Source organism: Chryseobacterium sp. G0162 (genome assembly GCF_003815715.1).
Classification (GTDB): domain Bacteria; phylum Bacteroidota; class Bacteroidia; order Flavobacteriales; family Weeksellaceae; genus Chryseobacterium.
Genome location: NZ_CP033922.1, coordinates 3,426,941 through 3,447,231, shown reverse-complemented (window position 1 = coordinate 3,447,231; position 20,291 = coordinate 3,426,941). Strand labels below are relative to the sequence as shown.

The following is a 20,291-nucleotide window of genomic DNA, read 5'->3' as shown; positions in this document are numbered from 1 at the left end:
GTTTATTATTTATTAATAAAATAATTAGAAATTCCTGAAATCGCATACCCTGAAGTTGCAAATAATACAGCATCATACCACTTCAGATGAGTAAGATTATTGGACAGGGCCATTTGATTTGCAATATCGTTATACGATTTAGACCAATCATATCCTACGATTACATTTCTTCTATCCCAGCCGTTATAATTCTCAACATGCTTATTAAAATAGGTAAAAGCCCTTGAATTCGCATCCTGTTCTGCAAAGTGTAAAGTATGATTATTTTTGCTTAATGTATCAAAGAAACTTGGTATCGCAAACTTTTGCATATAGAACAGACCAAATTTCTGGCTTTGTAAATAATGACCATACTCATGCTGGAATAAACTATTGTTGGGATCTGCCTGTAAACCTCTATCACCAATTATAAAGTTTCCAAGTGTAAACCCACCCCAATTTGGTTTATAAGATTCTACTGCTGTTGCACCATCATAGTAAGTAACACTTTTTACTCCTCCGAAGAGATTATAGAATCCTGAGGAAAGGTATCCCAACATTGACTGATCAGACTCCCATGTAAATCTGCTCAGGATCTGTCCGAAATTACCTTTAAATAGGCCCATATCAATTTTCCAGGCTTTTGAAGTTCTACTATAGTCATAATCACTAAAATTGACACCATGAGTGAAAATATTTTTAAATGTATCAAAAATAGCAGTAATAAATGAAAACAGTTCTCCACTTGGATCTGTATATGCTAACGGATTATTCAGTACATATCCATATCGATTATAATTCTGGGTATTAAAAGGATCCTGAATATAGTTATCTACAGAAAGGAAAGTGTGCAGTCTAGGATCGTACATTCTTCCATTCATATGTATCAACCCAACCTGAAAGAAATGCTCATGTCCTGTATAACCACGCTCAATCATTAAATCAGGAGCTACTTTGTTTAAATTAATTATCTTTCCGTTCTTTTCTAAATACACAAGATTTCCCCATGGATCAAAATGTCTTCGTTCTTCAACATTACCCTTTTGATCTGAAATTGCTAAAATGGTCGACTGGTAATCTCTATGAAGATAATGTATTCCTTCACTCAATACATCCATATTAACATTAAAATCTTTGATATAAACAGCTGGAGCAGTGTAAGGATCATAAGCTATATAAGTGATAATCCGGGTCCCCAATGCATTAACATTTGGCTTTCCTAAATAATTATAATTAATGATCTCAACAGAGCTATCATCAGAATAGATTTTTCCTTTTCCATATACAGAAAAATCAGTATAAAAATCTTGATCTGCAGCCGATCTCTTTTGATGAATATTATAATTAAAGTGAGCCATTTCGTATCCTTCCTGTTTTATTACAGTCGGCATTCTGTACGAATTATATTCGACCTCCTGCAGAGTGTTTACACTGTAATATGAATCACCAACAGGATTCAGATTAATGGTTTCTTTTTTATATCTGTTAACGCCATCGTATTTGTAGTCGCCCACATTGCTATTGTTGTCTATTCTTCCGTAGGCATCATAGGTCTGTGATTGCGATCCGTTGGGATTAGTCCAAGCTACAAGTCTTTGTTGATTATCATATTCGAAATTTTCTAACCATCCTCCCTGAATCACTGTACTGTTTCTGTTTTGCAAAGTACCGGTCATAGCAGAAAAATTATAAATATTCTCAATAATATTTGCACTGGTGCTATTATAGTGTTTTATAGAATGAAGATAAAAATTACCATCATATTCATTATTTATTTCTGTTCCATTACCCAACTGAGCATTTAAAGCGTCTTCTTTTTCATTTGTTTTGTTAAGCTGCCATATTAATTTATCTCCATCATCTGTAATTCTATATAAAACTCCACAAGATGCATAAAAATTCTTATGCTTAAATTCGCTGGATACAGAATTAACCAGGGTCTGAGTAAATTCTTCGCTTATTCTTCCAAAATTATCATATGAATAATTTTTCTTAAATGTCGCAAAACCGTTGTCTTCTTCTTTTTCTGCAAACCTATAGTAATTATCATATTGGTAATTGAATGTGTTTGGAATACCATTTGAAGTTCCCAGCTCGGACTCTAAAAGCCCTAGCGAATTGTAATTATAATCTGTTTCTATATCTGTAGCATCCCCTTCAATTTTCTTATGAACAAGCCTTCCAAACTGATCATAAGTGAAAAATGTTTTTCCTTTAGGATTTTCTTCTTTTAAAAGTTGTCCTAAAATATCATATTCATAAGTATAATATCCCCCTACAGCCGGATCATACATTTTTGTTTTTCTTCCCCATCCATCCTGTTCAAATTTTATGACATATCCGCCATAATCTGAATTTTTTAATGCTCCATTGGCAAAATATGAATAATTAACCGTTCCGCCATTATCACTGGATTTGATCTTATTTCCCCAGGCGTCACTTGTTGTGGTCTGTGTTTTTGTTCCTTCAACTACTGTAACATTTAAGCCATTATAGCTAGTGGTTATTATCTTCCCTGTTGGGAAAATCATTTTTTTGATTCTATTATATTCATCAAATTCACTCACCATCCATTGAGATGGTGTTACGGTAGAAAAATATGGATTACTAACTCTATATGGTTTATCAAAAATGTTATAGTCTGTCCGTATGTCAATCCACTTATTATTTAAACTCAACTTTCTTTCCACTCGTTTTCTTCCCCATACATCATTATAGGTTTCACTAGTTGCACCAGTAGGTTCAGTAACTTTAATTTTTATTCCATTAGTAAAATCCCCGGATGTGATCCAGTCATAAGTAAAGTTGGTTTCGTTATTATAAATATCTCTTTCTTTTATTTTCTTTTGCCAACCATCATGCTCATAAGATACTGTCTGATTAAGATGATTGGTTTTCGATAGTAAAAATCCGAAAGCAGAATTATAGTTGAATTTATCTTCAAAACCTAAAATATTGGTAGACTTTACGATGAATCGTCCAGAGGCATCATACTGCATTTTTTCAACTCTCGCAGTCATATTAGGTGCAGACATTGTTTTCTGAATTAAATTTCCATAATTATCATATTGATAATCTTCTGTTATAAAATCTGTAGCATTTCCTTTTTTCTTGAATTGAGAAACCAGATTATTAGCATAAGAAAGCAATTGTTCGGTTGAAAATGTTTCGGAACCTAACGTTTGAGTTTCTGTCTTTTTAGTTTGTCTTCCAATAAAATACTGGTTTGAGATTCCTGAAGGGTTGTTATCAAATTCAAGAAGGGTTGTTTTTTCGCCACCTGCAGCGACATCTCTGGTCTTTGTGGCGTTATTATAAACATCATAGACATCAAAATATGTATATTTTGTAACTCCTGTCAGATTGTCAATCTGCTGTATCTCTGTTGGTAAATTGACAAATACTTTGTTAGATAGCAATGTTGAAGAAAATGTCTTCCGTGTTTTTGTTACAAAACTTGCTGGAGAATCAAAATTAGGACTTCCATTAATAAGATAAGATTCAATATTAGCTCCACGTTTTTGAGGGCTTTGTTTTGACACGGTCCACAATTTCTGAGTTACCGTTCCTCCATACACAGATGAAGTAGCAACTCCTTTAAATCCTAAAAAGCCAATTCCTTCAAAATTTACAACCGCTCCTTTGTACTTATAATCCTGAATTTTGCTTTCCCCATTGAAACTTTTCGTAACCTGTGCTACCAATTGGGTAGAAAGGGAGTTATTGATGTTGGCATAAGGATAAAGTTCTTCCTGATCTTCTGCATATACTCCGTTTCCATTATCCAGAAGGGGACTGTAGTTTATTGTCGTTAGGATATCATTTTCTTTTATCCTCTTTAAAGCAACATCTACCCTGTTATCTTTTTTGAAAGACACATATTTAATTTTATCTCCTCCAAAGAAAGCATAATCTAAGTTCTGATTGGTAGCAGTCGGATTATTTAAAAAGATCGGAGTTCCTTTATTGGTAGCTCCTCCATTTGTAAAGTTATTTTGCCAGTTATCAATATAAGCGGAGAATGCAGGAAACCCGTTTGCATCATTACCCATATTATATCTGATACTTCCTTTATCTCTCACGGTAAAATTATCTCCATACTGATTGTAAGGATAATTCCATTGTCCTCCCTGTGGATAATTATAAGGAGTAAGCACATCATGTACAATAGCATCTGCTTTACCATCGCCATTAATATCTGAAAATATATAATAAAATGCCTGCTGCATATAACCACATAACTGACCTCCGGATCCATTTGGATAACATGTATTGATAACCTGAGGAGCATAGTAGGTAATTCCTGTATTAATATATCCAGGCTGGAAAGTTTTTCCGTTGGAAACCAAAATGATCCAATTTGAGCTTCCGTTAGCATCAGGAGTAATTAAGTCCGTTTTACCATCACCATTAAAATCAGTTAAGTAAATAGGCTTACTTAGTGTATAGAAAGAATTACTGGTTTCATGCAGCAAAGTAAAACTATTGTTTTCAAAACTGAAAACAGAAATTTTCAAATTGTTCACTACATAAAGATCAGATTTCCCATCCCCATTAAAATCAGCAACATACAACCTAGATGAAGAAGTAATTATATTATTTGATCCGATAAATAATGGATCTTGAGTGCCTGTATTATTAGCATCAGATTTAAGGAAATAAAAATTAGAAATATTATTATAATTATTCTGTGTACAACACGGATTGCTTCCATCTCCGGGATCAATAACCGGTCCGTTGCCACAGTTACTCGTTGTATAAGAAGTATAATAAGGAAAAGATATCGCTAAGATATCAGATACCCCATCGCCATCAAAATCTCCTGAAATATATTTTTTCGGAATTCGCGAATAGGTAGGATTATCCATGAAGCATCCATAATTTTCCGCAGTCGGAAAAGTATAAGAATTTGAGAATGTTAAATCTAAAGAATTATATGTTGTATTAGAAATATAGTTATTAACCTTAACAATCTCATCAGGTAACATCATAGATCCATTGCTGCTAACAGTTGACAATGCATCAAGACCGTAGAATTTATTATTAGCCAAAACAAGTTTTGTTGAGAAAATATCAGTGAATTTTTCAACATTTATTAAACTACCCGAAATGTTTGACGAAGAATTTAATAAAGTACTCGAATTAAATCGATACAATTTATCTTTAGAACCCGGATAGGTCATAAAATCAAGGGCACCATCTTTATCAAAATAGCCAGAAACATAGTTCCAGCTTGAATTGTCAAAAGCAGGAGATACATTTGTCACTGTTCTGGAATTATTAGTAAGCCCATTAACTGTTGTATCATATTCAAAAATAATAGGAACAACAGATTCCCCTGCTGAATTAAATTCTTTAATCTGTGTTAGCCTTTCGTAATTTAGAGAGGTTACATCATAAGTCAATCCATATTTTCTGTATAATTGACCGTTACCCTTAACCTCAATTCTTTCCAATTTTTTGGTTAAGTAGACAAATTTCGAATCATATACATAATTCTGCTCATTGCGGGAACTATTCTGATAATAAAAATTGATCTCGTTAACCGGAGTATATTGTCCTACAGACGGATTCCCTCCATATTTAACAGTTGATAAATAAATGGTATTTGCTCCTTCCTTGCTATAACCATATTCAATTCTGTTATATTTAACATCATCAATCTGGCTGATCTTCCATTCGAATGAATTTTTGGAATTCGCATCATTTCCATAAATAGCAACATTTCCGTTTGGATAATAAACAATAAAATAGGAAGGTCCATCAGGAGTAGTGCCTTTGGAAACAATTTTCAAATTTGAATAATTTTCTGTTTGATATTCAGCATTATCTCCTCCATAAGTTCCAGTCTTCAAAATAAGTCTTTGACCATCCAAAGCAAATCTATCACTGCTATCATAGTCAATAGGATCAATAACTCCGTCATGAAATTTTGTTGAGGATACTCTTGTAATAGAAGATATACCTTGAATATTCCAGCCCCAGCCTGCAACCCCGTTGCCCGACTGATTTGAATAATCCAATGAGATGCTTGGCACCATGTCCTTTATGCCCGGTAAATTTTTAATAGGGACAGAATAGCTTGCCCCACCGGCCAACGAAACTGAAAAGTTGCCATCTGTTTTTCCAACGCTTTGTGATCTCAGAAGCGAAGTAAGAAATAAAAATATTAAGAAAACAAATCTTTTTTTCATATTGTATTAGTTTTTTAATATTTTATAAGTTAACTTTTCTCCGTTCGTCAGATGAAATACGACAACATACATTCCTATAGGCTCTTTTGACAAATCAATCATAGCCTTCATCTCACCCCTTTTAAATTCTAAAGGTCTGATTTGTGTAAAATTATACGCAACATATTCTATCTTTTGAATTAACAGATCTGTCTCTTCAGACCAAATAAGCGTTACTTTATCCCTCGTAGGATTGGGATATATTTTAATTTCTGATGGCTTTTTAGGAACTTCTGCAATAGAACTGTTTTTAATTGCCGAGGACTTTGCTACGTGAGTACATCCATCACAGTATTTTCTGACGACCTGATTCCCTCCTGAATCATATTTGAATGTTAAAGTTTGAGAATGGGAAAACTGAAATGCCAGAAAAGTAAAACTGATCAAAAATTTAGTTTTTTTCATGATTATTAGTATTATGGTTAATCCCAAAATTAACAAATATTATGAATCAAACAATATTTTATTAATATTCTTTAACATTAACCTGCGTTTTCATAATGATTCCTCACTTTAATAATGAAATGAAACAGAATATGTAAAAATATATAAAAGGCTTCAACACTAAGAAAGCAACGACTCAGCTTGCTGGAAGAAACTGGATTTCATGATTGATTCGTAAATAAATTGAAACGGTTCCGCCTGGTTGGATGTATTCTTTTTTATAAAAAATAACAGATTGAATGTCTTGTTCATTGTATAGTAACTTTAATTGTTTAATAATTCAGTTTTGTTACCACTTTTTGCAAGATGTTTATTTTTTAAACTAGCTGTTGGTTAGGTTTTGCTTAGTTTTTAGTGATGTATTTTTTTAGTTTTTTGATACTATTATAAAAAATAAAAACCGCTGTAAACATTGATATTTACAGGGGTTTAATTTATTTTGGCGTTGCTTTTTTGTTTTACCTACTATCTTAAAAATCACCTCGTTATACTCTTAAACCATCAATCCCTTTTTATTCTAAAATAATTCAATATTATACCTCTGTATCATTTTCATTTCTAATAGGTAATTTCTACTTCAATCAATTCAATAATTTTAGAAATTTTCTTAGTAATCAAAACTAAATTTTATCACGATATAATTTGGTGTTCTATAAAAATACTTTTGTACCAAAGAGAAGTAATAAAATTTAATTCTACTCAATAGTGATAAAAATCACATTAAATCCCTTTATAATGAAACAATAAACATGTTAAAAAGTGTTAAGTTTGTAAAAATTAAAACTAATACTAACTCAAAAACAACAGAGAATGAGAAAACTCTATCTCAGTGCATTTACTTTATGCATTGCAGGAGGCATATCTGCCCAGGAAGTATTATGGCAAAAAGATATAAAATCCTCTACACAGGATTTCCTGAGCCAGATCACAACCACCATCGATCAGCAATACCTTATCACCGGAAGCAGTATTCAAACTAAGGATCAAAGACTGAACAACGGTTACGATTTCCATGTGATAAAACTAAACCAACAAGGAGAAGAGTCTTGGGAAAAATACTTTTCAGGAACGGGCCATGATTATTTATCTGCTACAGTAACCACACAGGATGGTGGATTTCTGTTGGCCGGAACTTCCTGGTCAGGAAAAGGATTAGATAAAAAAGAAGAATCCAAAGGAGGTTCAGACATTTGGCTCATCAGAATTAATGAATTCGGAGATGAGCTTTGGCAGAAAACCTTGGGGATGTCATCCAATGAAGAAGCAGGAGCTGTCATTCAAACTAATGACCAAGGCTTTTTTGTGGCTGGTAATATTCGAAATGCTTTTGATAGCTATGGTTCAAAAGATGTTTGGGTAATTCGTCTGGACAAGGAGGGTAACGAGCTATCTCAGCTTATTCTAGGCGGAAGAGGACTTGATGAAATTGAAAAAATGATTCCTACGAAAGATGGAGGAGCATTGCTAGGAATTTATTCAAGGAGTTCCGAGATTCGAATTCCGGGTTCCGGGGACTCCCCAAAAAGCCAAAATCCAGAACCTCGTACCACAAATCCCGCATCCCGAACCGCAAAAGCCAGCAGTAATTTTGGCGAGGGAGACTATTGGATCGTTAAGTTAGACAAAACCGGAAAAGTAGAATGGGAAAAAAACTTTGGAGGTAAAGGAGATGATCATATCAGAACCTTGGCCTTAACATCAAATGGATATATTATTGGTGGTGAATCGAGATCAGAAAGATCAGGAAACAAGACTGTAGGTATTGAGGAAGGAACTGACCTTTGGCTGATTGCTCTTAATGAGAGCGGTGATGAACAATGGCAAAAGTCTTATAATTTCAAGAACCGAGATATTCTTAAAGGAATGAGTGTCGTTCATTCAGCGGATGATAAATCTTCAAAAGGTATTCTGCTTGGAGGTTATACTCAGACTGAAGGGAAAAGGGAAAAAGAAGATGAAACATTTTGGATACTTTACCTTGATCACAACGGTGATGAGCAATGGAGAAAACATGTAGTAGCAGGTAATAAACAAAAAGAAGAAAGACTGTCGGATGTGAAACTGAACAAGGATGGTTCTATTATCATAGCAGGAACTACTGCTGAGGAACTGGGCAGAGAAAACTGGAAAATTGTAAAACTCGGTGACAAGCAAATCAATCAATTAATTCCTAAATATGATATTAAGATTTATCCGAATCCTGTATCAGAGTACGCCTATGTAGAGATTGGATTTGATTTTAAAGAAGCTGATATCATACTCTACGATATGAGCGGAAGACAGCTTCAGAATTTAAAGACAAAAAATAAAGTGACTAAGATTGATACTCAGAATCTGGTCCAGGGAGCTTATTTAATCACTATAAAAACGGATAATAATAAAACCGCCAACGCAAAATTAATCAAGAAATAAATTATGAAATATAAAGTTTTAATACTATTGCTCCTTTTAAAGACAATACTCATTGAAGCCCAATTTGGTCCGTTTTCAGAAGGGCAAAGATATCATGCTCCAGATTTATTTAAAAAACCTGATATTGCTTCTTTAGGAGTATATGGTGATACTGACGTTAATATATCTGAAGGGAAACCTAACATCAATATTAATCTATATACCATTCATGTTGATTCTCAAAATTCATTTGATATAGGGCTATATTATGATACAGCAGGCAATAAACCTGATAATTTACCCTCATGGACAGGCTTAGGATGGAATCTTACAAGTGCAGGTTCTGTCACAAGAAGCTTAAGAGGTGAAGTGGATGAGGTAGATGGAAATGCCTATTACTTTAATCCGGGAAACTTTTTGGGGGCCGATGATTGGGATTCTTATGGTAAAATGCAAACCTATGTAGCCAATAGCAAGAATATAGAAAAAGCAGCATCACCTGATATATTTTATTTTTCTGCTGGCAATCTTCATGGAAGCTTTTTTAAAAACCATCAGGGTAAATGGATTGTTAACTGTAATGAACAAGACGTTATTGTTACTGATGTTTTAAGAAATAATGACTTAGGTATGCCAAGCTTCATTTATTCATTTACCATTACAGACAGTAAAGGAAATATTTACACTTTTGGAGGTAGCCCTGAGTCTATTGAAAGATATAAATTAAGAAAAAAATATATTATAGATGTTGAGTTCTACAATTATGTTAAAAACTGGCATTTAACAAGTATAAAATACAACACCAATAAAAAAATTGATTTCAGTTATAGTCAGGTAGGTAGAGTTTATAACAAACAAATGTTTGCCAACTACAAGCTGCATTCCTTTAAAAACTGGACTGGCTCTATTGGTTGTTCCTTCAATATCAACAAAGCTGATTGTTTCAGACTTGCCACTTTTGAAGAAGGAGATCTTTCTTATCTCAATAAAATTACGTTTGATGCTGGTGAACTTATATTTAACAGATCAATTGCCAATAGTCTGGAGTTTAAAATGAGTGGAGCAACCATTGACAGAAATGATATTAGACCGGACAATAACTATTATAATTATAAACATAGATACAAACTTGAAAGCATTGTCATCAACCACAAGAACACTATGGTGGATAAGATTTCATTTGGATACGACGAAAATCCATCCAGACGTTTGAAACTTCAAGCTGTTATAATAGGAAAAGATGCTCCAACAGCTAAAAAATATGGATTTGAATACAACCCTAATCTATTTCCTGATTTCCACAGTACCAATACAGACCACTGGGGATATTTTAATAATAGATACTTTAATCCCTATTCTGTAAATCTGGATAACTTTGCCCAGGTAAGTGATAACTATTATCAATCTCGCGAACCTAATTTCCAGCTTAATGAGATTTTAGAAAAGATTACCTATCCTACAAGCGGTTACTCTAAATTCATTTATGAGCCTCATACCTATTCCGGAACTCTTGCTTATAATAATGGTTTTTATCCAAGTTATGGTCCTGATAAGACAACAGGTGGGTTTAGAATTAAAGAAATTATCGATTTCGATGGAAGTCTGGAAAAGAAGAAGCAATACTTTTATGTTAATGATTATTATGGGAATAATCCATTATCTACCGGGGTAACATCAAAGATACAAAGCTATGCTTCAGGAAATGTTATCATGCAGGAAATGTCATCCTCCAATATATTTAATGCTACCAATAATTCTCATATTGTGTATACTAAAGTATATGAAAAGCTTTCTAATGGAGGGGTTACAGAGTATATTTTTTCCAATCAGGATAATGGATATATGGATCTTAAAGCAAGTAATTTTTTAACAGGATGCAGGTTTATGTTAGGATTTGCGGGTCCTCCGCCATCAAGCTCTATCAGCTGGGGAGGCAGCCAGACAGAATATTACAATCCAGCTTCAACATTCTATAAGGAATACAATTCTCTAGAAAATGAAAGAGCCAAAATATTATCGAAAACAGAATATGATCATTTAGGTAAAAAGCTTACAAAACATACTTATGAGTATTCCAATGACCCTCAAAGGTTTGAAAAATATGGTAGATTTTTAAGTCTTGAAATCGGAGATTATGGGATATTTAGTTCACTTGCTCCGGCTGGCACACCTCAGGCAACTGAAAGATACATGACCTCTTTAGCAGAAGTATCAGCCTACAGAGTATATTTTTACAATCATTATTTAAAATCCGAGACCACTACAACATACAGTGGAAATAAAGAGTCTTCTACTACAAGAAAATATTTTTATACAGGAGCCTATCATAATCAACTAACTAGTGAAGAAGCAGTTCTACCAGATAATTCAACAATAAAGACAACCTATAAATATGCTATGGATTTAAGGCAGGGAAATCAGCCAGGACAACACCTTCCCCCTTATCGTGCAATTCCTTACATGGTTGCCTATAATATGATAGGAATTCCCATGATTACTGCCAGTTATAAGAATAATATCTTCCAGAAAAAAGATCAAACCTTCTTTGAGGTCAGCCCTGATACTAGTCTTTTAGTATTACCTAAAAATATTTCGTCTTATACGGAAGATGGAACAATAGCGGCTCACCCTACTCTAGGACTACCTTCTCCTGAGTTTGCCAATTCAGAAATTACATACGATAAATATGATGATAAGGGGAATCTTTTGCAATACACCCTAAAAGATAATATTCCAGTAACGATAATCTGGGGCTATGGACAAACACAGCCTATTGCCAAAATTGAAGGGATTACCTATGCTGAACTTGCAACAAAATTAGGCTTTCAAAATACCAATTCAGGTTACACTACCTTACCTATTGTGAGCAGTTCAGATTCTGATACCAGCGCGAATTATGAAAAACAAACTTTCATTCCGGAACTGGATAACTTCAGAAAAAATCCTGCTTTAAAAGACTATCAGATTTCAACGTATTCTTATGATCCATTAGTAGGAATTACAAGTATAACCCCTCCTTCAGGAGTAAGGGAGTATTATATTTACGATACAGCCAATAGACTGGAACGAATTGTTGATATCAACAATAAAATTATTAAGGAATATTCTTATAATTATAGCAACAAGGTTACTGCTCACAAAAGCGCTGCAGCGAGTAAGACTTTTACCAGAAATAATTGTGCCTATATAGAAAACCCAGGAAATTATACCTATAGCCTGCCCCAAGGAGCCTTTGTATCCTTCTTCAATCAAGGTGATGCTGATCAAATGGCACAGAATGAATTAAACCTTAATGGTCAAAATCTCGCTAATGCAAATGCTACATGTGAACCCAAGCCATTCGATTGCACTGTAACTACAGACTTTAATGTATGGAACAATTCATCAACCTTTTTCAATCGTGTAGCCAATAATAATTATTATGGAAACTATCTTGTTACTATAGCTTTTAACACCAAAAACTATAATTGGGGAAATGCAGGAACAAGAGTTAAAATCGGAAAGATCAATGGAATGTGTCGCCCACAATTTTCCAAACATATATTTGCTCATCCATGGAGTATTGATGTAAATAGTAATGGAGACGTATATGCCAGTCTTTTTTCAGCTACTACTTCTTATAACCCCAATTCAGATATTATTCTAAGTTTTGCTCTTCCTATTAACTAATAATCATGAAAAAAAACAATACAATATTTATATTTCCTTTGTTTTTAGCGAATGCAATTTCCGCTCAAACCAATACGGAAAATTATATACAAACAAGAGTCTATCGGGATTCCATAGCGACTTCGAGCCCAAATGCCAGTAAAATTGAAACCGTACAATATTATAACGGGCTGGGTAAAGAGAAACAGAAAATTAATGTAAAGGCCTCTCCATTGGGGAATGACCTTGTCATCCCTACCATATACGACTCAGCAGGTAGACAAAGTAGAGAATATTTACCGATTCCACAATCATCAACCAGTAATGGTGAAATTTATCAGCAAGCAGCGGGAAGCATCCCCTTCCCTGTACCGGATGCTACCAACTTTTACAATGGTGAGAAAATATTCACAGAAAAAACTTTTGAGAATTCTCCTATTGACAGAGTTTTGCAGCAAAAAACAGCGGGTGCACAATGGGATACTCATCCTTTACAGTTTAATTATGACTTTAATAATGGGGATGAAGTAAAAAAGTACGTTGCCACTTTTGACTATACCACAAACAAAGCCAAAATTATACAATCGAACAACCATACTGCTAATACACTAATTAAAAAAATAACAACAGATGAAGATGGCAACCAAACGATTGAATATAAAAACTCAGAAGATCAGGTGCTTCTTCTCAGAAAAGTAATTAGTGCTACGGAAAATGCCGATACCTATTATGTGTATAATGAATACAGTCAACTTGCTTATATCATTCCTCCTCTGGCTTCAGCAGGAACTTTAGATGATAACATTGTCAACCTTCTTTGTTATCAGCTTATATATGACAGAAAAAACAGAGTTATAGAAAAGAAGCTCCCTGGAAAAGGATGGGATTTTATAGTATATGACAAGAGTGATCGTGTCATCATGACCCAGGACGCTAATCTGCGCAAATCAGGAAAATGGTTTATTAATAAATATGATAAAATAGGAAGAGTAGTCTATACGGGAATTATTCCCGGAGGCAGCAGATCTGAGATGCAAAATCAAGCAGGAGACAAATATATTGTTGAAACCCGTGATTCAAATGGATTCACCCGTAATGGAATGCAAATATTTTATAGTAATAATATGTTTGTAGATATCGAAACGGTATTGACTATAAATTATTATGATACTTATCCTTCTTTACCACCCGAAATAACAATTCCTGCTTCCATTATGAATCAATCGGTAATCACTGATAACTCTGCTGCTTCTATAAGCACAAGAGGGCTCCAGCTAGCATCTTATACAAAAAATGTAGAAGATGATAATTGGACCAAAGGGTTTACATTCTACGATAGAAGAGCAAGAAATATAAGCACTTACACTCTTAATCATTTAGGTGGGTACACAAAGATTGAAAAAGAATTAAGTTTCACTGGATTGGAAAAAAAGAAAGTTACTCTTCATAAGAGAGTCTCTACTGATATTGAAAGAGTGATTACTGAAAATTTCGATTATGATCATCAGGACAGACTGGTTGTACATACCCACCAGGTAGATAATAATCCTATAGAAATCCTGGCTCAAAATAAATACAATGAAATTTCTCAACTGGAAAGCAAGAAGGTTGGAGGAACGGATCCTTCCCAGCCTCTTCAAACTATGGATTACCGTTACAATATCAGAGGCTGGATGACCTATATCAACAATCCCAATAGTTTAGGAAATGATTTATTTGGATATAAAATTAACTATAATCAGGTAGATGGACTTGAAGTTCCTAATCAGGATTTTACAGATTTAAAGGTAAAACCCAGATTCAACGGAAATATTGCTGAAGTATCCTGGAAAACTCTTGCTGAAGATAATGAACCTCTAAAAACATATGGATATGTCTATGATCCCCTCAATAGACTTTCAGCAGGATTTTATCAAAAAGCAGGAAATGAAAGTGCCAAAGAATTCTACGAAAAAATTGATTATGATTTCAATGGAAATATTTCAAGACTGAGACGATCAGGTGAAATGACTATAGGAAATACTACTGCATTTGCCATTGATAACTTGAAATATGATTATATAGGTAATAAGTTAACAAAAATTACGGATCAGCAGCAAAACCCTACCGGTTATCCCTATATTCCTACTCCGGCAACCATTACTTATGATAATGATAATAGTGAAGGGAATGGAAATATGACCAGTCATCCAGATAAAGGGATTTATCAAATAACATATAATTACCTCAACTTACCCAATTACTATGGAATTACTCAAAGTGATCCTTTTTTCGGAGCCAAAAACTACAATTTATTTTACTTCTATAGAGCCGATGGAACGAAAATAAGTAAGACGTATTCTTCGGGAGGAGGAAAAGGACAGGACTCAACCACTCAAATCACTGATTATCTGGATGGGTTTCAATACACCTATTATGAAAATTCAGGACCGTGTCCATGGTGCAAAACCAGTATCACTTTTGATCAAGAAAATTTAAAAGGAGGTATTATTGGTCCTATCAAACCAATTAAACCAAAATGGATTCTTGATTTTGTTCCAATTTCTGGAGGTTTTTACAGTTTTACAGAAAACCGCTATATTTACCAATATGTAGATCATTTAGGAAATGCTAGAGTAAATTATGCTAAAAACAGCAGTGGAATCCTTGAAATAGTTGACACCAATAATTATTATCCTTTTGGGCTTAATCATATAGGAGGAGGAAGTAAAGGCCTTTTAGGTGGCTATTCGAATTACAAATACAACGGTAAGGAACTTCAGGAGAGTGGTATGTATGACTATGGAGCTAGAATGTATATGCCAGACATCGGGCGTTGGGGTGTCTTGGATCCACAGGCAGAAAAGTCACGTAGATTTTCACCTTATTCATATGCTCTAAACAATCCTATCCGCTTTACAGATCCAGATGGCAGAAGTGAACTAGACTGGATCAGAAAAGATGGAGTTTGGCAGTATAATGAAAATATTACAACAGCACAACAAGCACAAAAATTACCCGGTGTAGATGGTTTTGCTGAAAATGGTACAGTTCTAGCCAATGCAAGTATTGATGGAGGTAAAAGAGGTTTCGTACAGTTGAACAAAGGAGGTACAGCAGATTGGCTTGACACAGACGAACTAGGGTCTATGAAAGCAATCTTTCATGCTTTACCAATGTCTTTAGGTGGAAAATGGACAACATGGACACATGAAGATTTCCCTCAAATCACCAATACAGGAGGTCTTGCAAGAACAGATTTTGATGCAAGTACTTGGGATAAATTCAGACCTGGGGACAAAGTCACTAACTTAGATTGGGGAAGTTTTGTTGCTCCTAGTACTTTCCCTGCAGATGGTTCTAAAAAAATGGCAACATGGGCAGGTAGAATCTATGCAGCAGTATGGGGTGGAGACAGAATGAGAGAATTCTCTGATCTTTTTCGCAGTCAAAAGGGAAGTGATACAGTTTACTCTTCATACCCAACCTGGACAATTGATCAAAAAGGTAGCTTTAAAGATACGATTCCTGGAATTTGGCACAGAAGAGATGATACATTAGCCTATCCGCGTTTAATAGATAGAACTGATTCATCGAGACATATAAAAATTAAAAACTTTAAATAAATGAGAGGTATTTTTTTCATTTTTATAATTATTTTTTCATTGGTTTCCTGTGAGAAATCAGTCAACAAGGTTGCAACAAATAAAGACATAATCACAACTGATTATTTTTCAACTGCAACTAATTTGAATACTTTAAAAAATGTCAACAGAATCAAAATCAACGATTCTCTAACAAAAGTTAGTGGTGTTTTTAATCAGTATCGGGTTGATGGGTATATCAATAATACAGGGCAAAAAATAAATTGGTGGAAAATCATAAATACTAGAGACAATAATGAATACAATGCTAAAGTAGAATATCGGATTATTGATAATAAAGAAAAGGTAAATCAATTTATTCTTTTTAATAATCAAGGAAACTATAATAAAAACAGTAAGTTTTTTAGCAAAGAAAAATTAAGCAAAGGAGAAAATACTTTTAAGTATAGCTTTTACACGCCTAGTGAATACCCCAAAAAAAACTTATTAAAAAAGTTTGAATATTTTCTTTATATTGACAATAAGGAAGTGAAACACTCAGATTTGGATTGCATACAGGAAGATTCTCATTTCTTTGTGAATGTCGAGGCCCCAAAATCAAATCAGAAGATTATTATAAAAGGATTATTTACTGAATTATTTGAAGATAATAATAAGAATCCCGGTCAGAATGAAATTTATGTTCTGGATACATTAAAATAATAACAAAAGCAACAGGCTGCCTTTCCAAGGCAGCCTGTTTATTATTAATATTAAAAAAATTAAGCTAAGTCAAATCTATCCAGATTCATCACCTTCGTCCAGGCAGATACAAAATCATTGATAAATTTACCTTGTGCATCAGCACTTCCATATACTTCTGAAATTGCTCTTAGCTCAGAGTTCGATCCGAAAACAAGATCTGCACGGGTAGCTGTCCATTTTGGCTGACCTGTTTTTCGGTCTGTTCCCATGTATATTTCTTTATCTTCTGACATGGCCTTCCATTGGGTTCCCATATCCAAAAGGTTAACAAAGAAATCATTAGTAAGAACCCCTGGACGGCTGGTGAATACCCCATTTTTTGAACCATCAAAATTAGTATCCAAAGCACGCATTCCTCCTACCAAAACAGTTAATTCCGGAGCAGTAAGAGTTAATAACTGTGCTTTATCAATTAATAAGGATTCTGTAGAAACAGTGAATTTCGTTTTCAGATAATTACGGAATCCATCAGCGGCAGGTTCCAGATATCCCATAGATTCTATATCAGTTTGTGCTTGAGAAGCATCCATTCTTCCTGGTGCAAAAGGGACTTTCACCTCATGACCAGCATTTTTTGCAGCAGCTTCTACAGCTGCACTTCCTGCTAAAACAATTAAATCTGCTAAAGATATTTTCTTACCTCCATTTTGAGCATTAAATTCATTTTGAATCCCTTCCAATACTCCTAAAACTTTCTGTAATTGAGCTGGATTATTGACTGCCCAGTTTCTTTGAGGCTCTAATCTTACTCTTGAACCATTAGCTCCTCCTCTCTTATCACTTCCTCTGAAAGTGGAAGCAGAAGCCCAAGCTGTTGAAACCAGTTCAGAAATAGTCAATCCAGAGCTCAAAATTTTCGCTTTAAGTGCTTCAACATCGGCATCATTAACCAATTCATGATCTACTTCCGGAATAGGATCCTGCCAGATTAGTTCTTCCTGAGGAACATCCGGTCCCAGATAACGGGCACGAGGTCCCATATCTCTGTGGGTTAATTTAAACCAAGCTCTTGCAAAAGCATCTGCAAACGCATCTGGATTTTCATAAAAATGTCTTGAAATTTTTTCGTACACCGGATCTAATCTTAATGAAAGATCGGTTGTCAACATAGTGGGTCTATGCTTTTTATTAGAATCAAATGCGTCAGGAATGATTTCCGCACCGTCTTTTGCTACCCATTGGTGAGCTCCGGCAGGACTTTTCGTCAGTTCCCATTCATTTTCAAATAAATTTTTAAAGAAATAATTGCTCCATTGAGTCGGAGTTTCTGTCCATGTTACTTCTAAACCACTGGAAATAGCATCTCTTCCACTTCCGGACTTATAGCTACTTGACCATCCTAATCCCTGCTGTTCAATTCCGGCGGCTTCCGGTTCTTTGCCAACATGATCTGCCGGACCAGCACCGTGGGTTTTCCCAAAAGTATGTCCACCTGCAATTAAAGCTACAGTCTCCTCATCATCCATCGCCATACGTCCGAAAGTATCTCTGATGTCTTTAGCTGCTGCAATCGGATCAGGGTTTCCATCCGGTCCTTCAGGATTTACATAAATTAGTCCCATCTGCACCGCTGCCAACGGATTTTCAAGGTTTCTTGAGTGAATGTCTCCATCTGCTTTATCATCGGTAGGAAGAACCGCAGAATGTCCTTCAACGACCCCTTCAGAACCGTGAGCATATCGTAAATCTCCACCTAACCATGTTTTCTCAGATCCCCAATATACATCTGCATCCGGTTCCCATACATCTGGACGTCCTCCTGCAAATCCAAAAGTTTTGAATCCCATAGATTCAAGGGCTATATTTCCTGTAAGAATTAAAAGGTCTGCCCATGATATATTTCTTCCGTATTTCTGTTTAATAGGCCATAATAATCTTCTTGCCTTATCAAGGCTTACGTTATCCGGCCAGCTGTTCAATGGGGCAAAACGCTGTTGTCCTGCTCCTGCTCCACCTCTACCATCGCCCACACGATAGGTTCCGGCACTGTGCCAGGCCATACGGATAAATAATGGTCCGTAATGACCAAAATCTGCCGGCCACCAATCTTGTGAATCCGTCATTAACGCGTGAAGATCTCTTTTCACTGCTTCAAGGTCAAGGCTTTTAAATGCTTCTGCATAATCAAAGTCCTGATCCATAGGATTAGACAGTGATGAATGCTGGCGCAAAAGATCTACTCTTAACTGATCCGGCCACCAATCTTTGTTTTGGGTACCTTCACCTGCTACATTCTTCTTCATTGTTCCGTTGTGAAACGGGCATTTACTGATGTCATTCAAATCTTTTTCCATTGTCGTTTATTTATTTTTTATATTGATTAATACAGCTTAAGTAACTTCTTTATTGTAAGGACATGACAAACTTACAACGTTCATTCAATAAATACAATCTATTAATAATTATTTCAATGATAGTTAAAAACTATAACAAAACAGCTCCGACAGCATCTGAACTATAGACACAATTGTGGTATTAAGTTAGTCATTTTTTAAATCCATTGGGTTACCTCTGCTCTATTTAGAATAACTCAACGTAAGAGAAAAAAGCAGGAAGGGGGAGGCTGAAAAATTGAAAGTTTCTTGTAGTAAGAAAACAACTTTACAAATTCATTTTGTTGATTCGCTTTTTTTCCAGTAACAAAAACTTCACTTGTTCAGCTCTGGCATCAACCTAAAACCTTTTCATAAAAGAACATCTAAACTTAGTCTTCAAGTACCTCCCGATCCCATCTTCCAACTTTCAGTCTCACCATTAAAAAATTAACTATCTTTATAATCCACAAACATAAATTTCTATGAAAAAAGTACTCATTATTCTCCTTGTAGCCTTTATTATCATTCAGTTTTTTCCTATCGATAAAACCAATCCACGCCCTACACCCGGCATGGACTTTTTGAAAATAAAAAATACTCCTGAAAAAGTAGCCAAGATCATCAGGACATCCTGCTATGACTGTCATTCCAATGAAACTAAATATCCGTGGTATGCTGATATTTCACCCGTCTCATGGTATGTAAAAAATCATATTAATGAAGGCAGAAAGCATCTTAATTTTTCTACCTTTGCAGTATATGAACCTCAAAGACAGCTTCGTAAGCTTGAAGAGTGTATGGAAATGGTGGAGAAAAAAGAAATGCCGCTTGAATCCTATTATATCGGACATCAGGATGCCAAGCTAACCGATGAACAGCGTGCAGATCTTGTGAAGTATTTCAAACAAGCCAAAGAAGACACAGAAAGAAGGATCATGTTTAATAAATAAAAG

General features: G+C 34.8%; 8 protein-coding genes. 5 read left to right on the top strand and 3 right to left on the bottom strand.

What is annotated here, in order from left to right:
* Positions 1-5: 5 nt before the first annotated feature.
* Positions 6-6,173 carry an RHS repeat-associated core domain-containing protein gene (locus tag EG344_RS15560; protein ID WP_123910192.1) on the bottom strand — a complete coding sequence of 2,056 codons (6,168 nt, stop codon included), beginning with the start codon at positions 6,171-6,173 and terminating at the stop codon, positions 6-8.
* Between the two features lie 6 nt (positions 6,174-6,179).
* Positions 6,180-6,617: a T9SS type A sorting domain-containing protein gene (locus EG344_RS15555; protein ID WP_123910191.1), complete on the bottom strand. Its 438-nt coding sequence runs from the start codon at positions 6,615-6,617 to the stop codon at positions 6,180-6,182.
* Positions 6,618-7,466: 849 nt separating this feature from the next.
* Here EG344_RS15555 and EG344_RS15550 point away from each other — a divergent pair.
* Genes EG344_RS15550 through EG344_RS15535 form a run of 4 tightly spaced genes read left to right on the top strand, consistent with a single transcriptional unit; the run spans position 7,467 to position 16,981 of the window.
* A complete protein-coding gene (locus EG344_RS15550) occupies positions 7,467-9,068 on the top strand; it encodes a T9SS type A sorting domain-containing protein (protein WP_123910190.1) in 1,602 nt (533 codons plus the stop codon).
* Positions 9,069-9,071: 3 nt separating this feature from the next.
* Positions 9,072-12,716: a DUF5977 domain-containing protein gene (locus EG344_RS15545; RefSeq protein WP_123910189.1), complete on the top strand. Its 3,645-nt coding sequence runs from the start codon at positions 9,072-9,074 to the stop codon at positions 12,714-12,716.
* Positions 12,717-12,721: 5 nt separating this feature from the next.
* Positions 12,722-16,300, top strand: coding sequence for a DUF6443 domain-containing protein (locus EG344_RS15540; protein WP_228412747.1), 3,579 nt, complete (start codon positions 12,722-12,724; stop codon positions 16,298-16,300).
* Positions 16,301-16,981: a hypothetical protein gene (locus EG344_RS15535; protein ID WP_123910188.1), complete on the top strand. Its 681-nt coding sequence runs from the start codon at positions 16,301-16,303 to the stop codon at positions 16,979-16,981.
* Between the two features lie 59 nt (positions 16,982-17,040).
* Here EG344_RS15535 and katG read toward each other — a convergent pair whose 3' ends face one another.
* Positions 17,041-19,317: a catalase/peroxidase HPI gene (gene katG / locus EG344_RS15530; RefSeq protein ID WP_123910187.1), complete on the bottom strand. Its 2,277-nt coding sequence runs from the start codon at positions 19,315-19,317 to the stop codon at positions 17,041-17,043.
* Positions 19,318-19,820: 503 nt separating this feature from the next.
* Here katG and EG344_RS15525 point away from each other — a divergent pair.
* Positions 19,821-20,288: a heme-binding domain-containing protein gene (locus EG344_RS15525; RefSeq protein WP_123910186.1), complete on the top strand. Its 468-nt coding sequence runs from the start codon at positions 19,821-19,823 to the stop codon at positions 20,286-20,288.
* Positions 20,289-20,291: the final 3 nt, after the last annotated feature.

Coding starts and splice junctions, on each gene's coding strand:
- EG344_RS15545 (WP_123910189.1), top strand. CDS start 9,072: ATGAAATATAAAGTTTTAATACTATTGCTCCTTTTAAAGACAATACTC.
- EG344_RS15525 (WP_123910186.1), top strand. CDS start 19,821: ATGAAAAAAGTACTCATTATTCTCCTTGTAGCCTTTATTATCATTCAG.
- EG344_RS15540 (WP_228412747.1), top strand. CDS start 12,722: ATGAAAAAAAACAATACAATATTTATATTTCCTTTGTTTTTAGCGAAT.
- EG344_RS15560 (WP_123910192.1), bottom strand. CDS start 6,173: ATGAAAAAAAGATTTGTTTTCTTAATATTTTTATTTCTTACTTCGCTT.
- katG (WP_123910187.1), bottom strand. CDS start 19,317: ATGGAAAAAGATTTGAATGACATCAGTAAATGCCCGTTTCACAACGGA.
- EG344_RS15550 (WP_123910190.1), top strand. CDS start 7,467: ATGAGAAAACTCTATCTCAGTGCATTTACTTTATGCATTGCAGGAGGC.
- EG344_RS15555 (WP_123910191.1), bottom strand. CDS start 6,617: ATGAAAAAAACTAAATTTTTGATCAGTTTTACTTTTCTGGCATTTCAG.
- EG344_RS15535 (WP_123910188.1), top strand. CDS start 16,301: ATGAGAGGTATTTTTTTCATTTTTATAATTATTTTTTCATTGGTTTCC.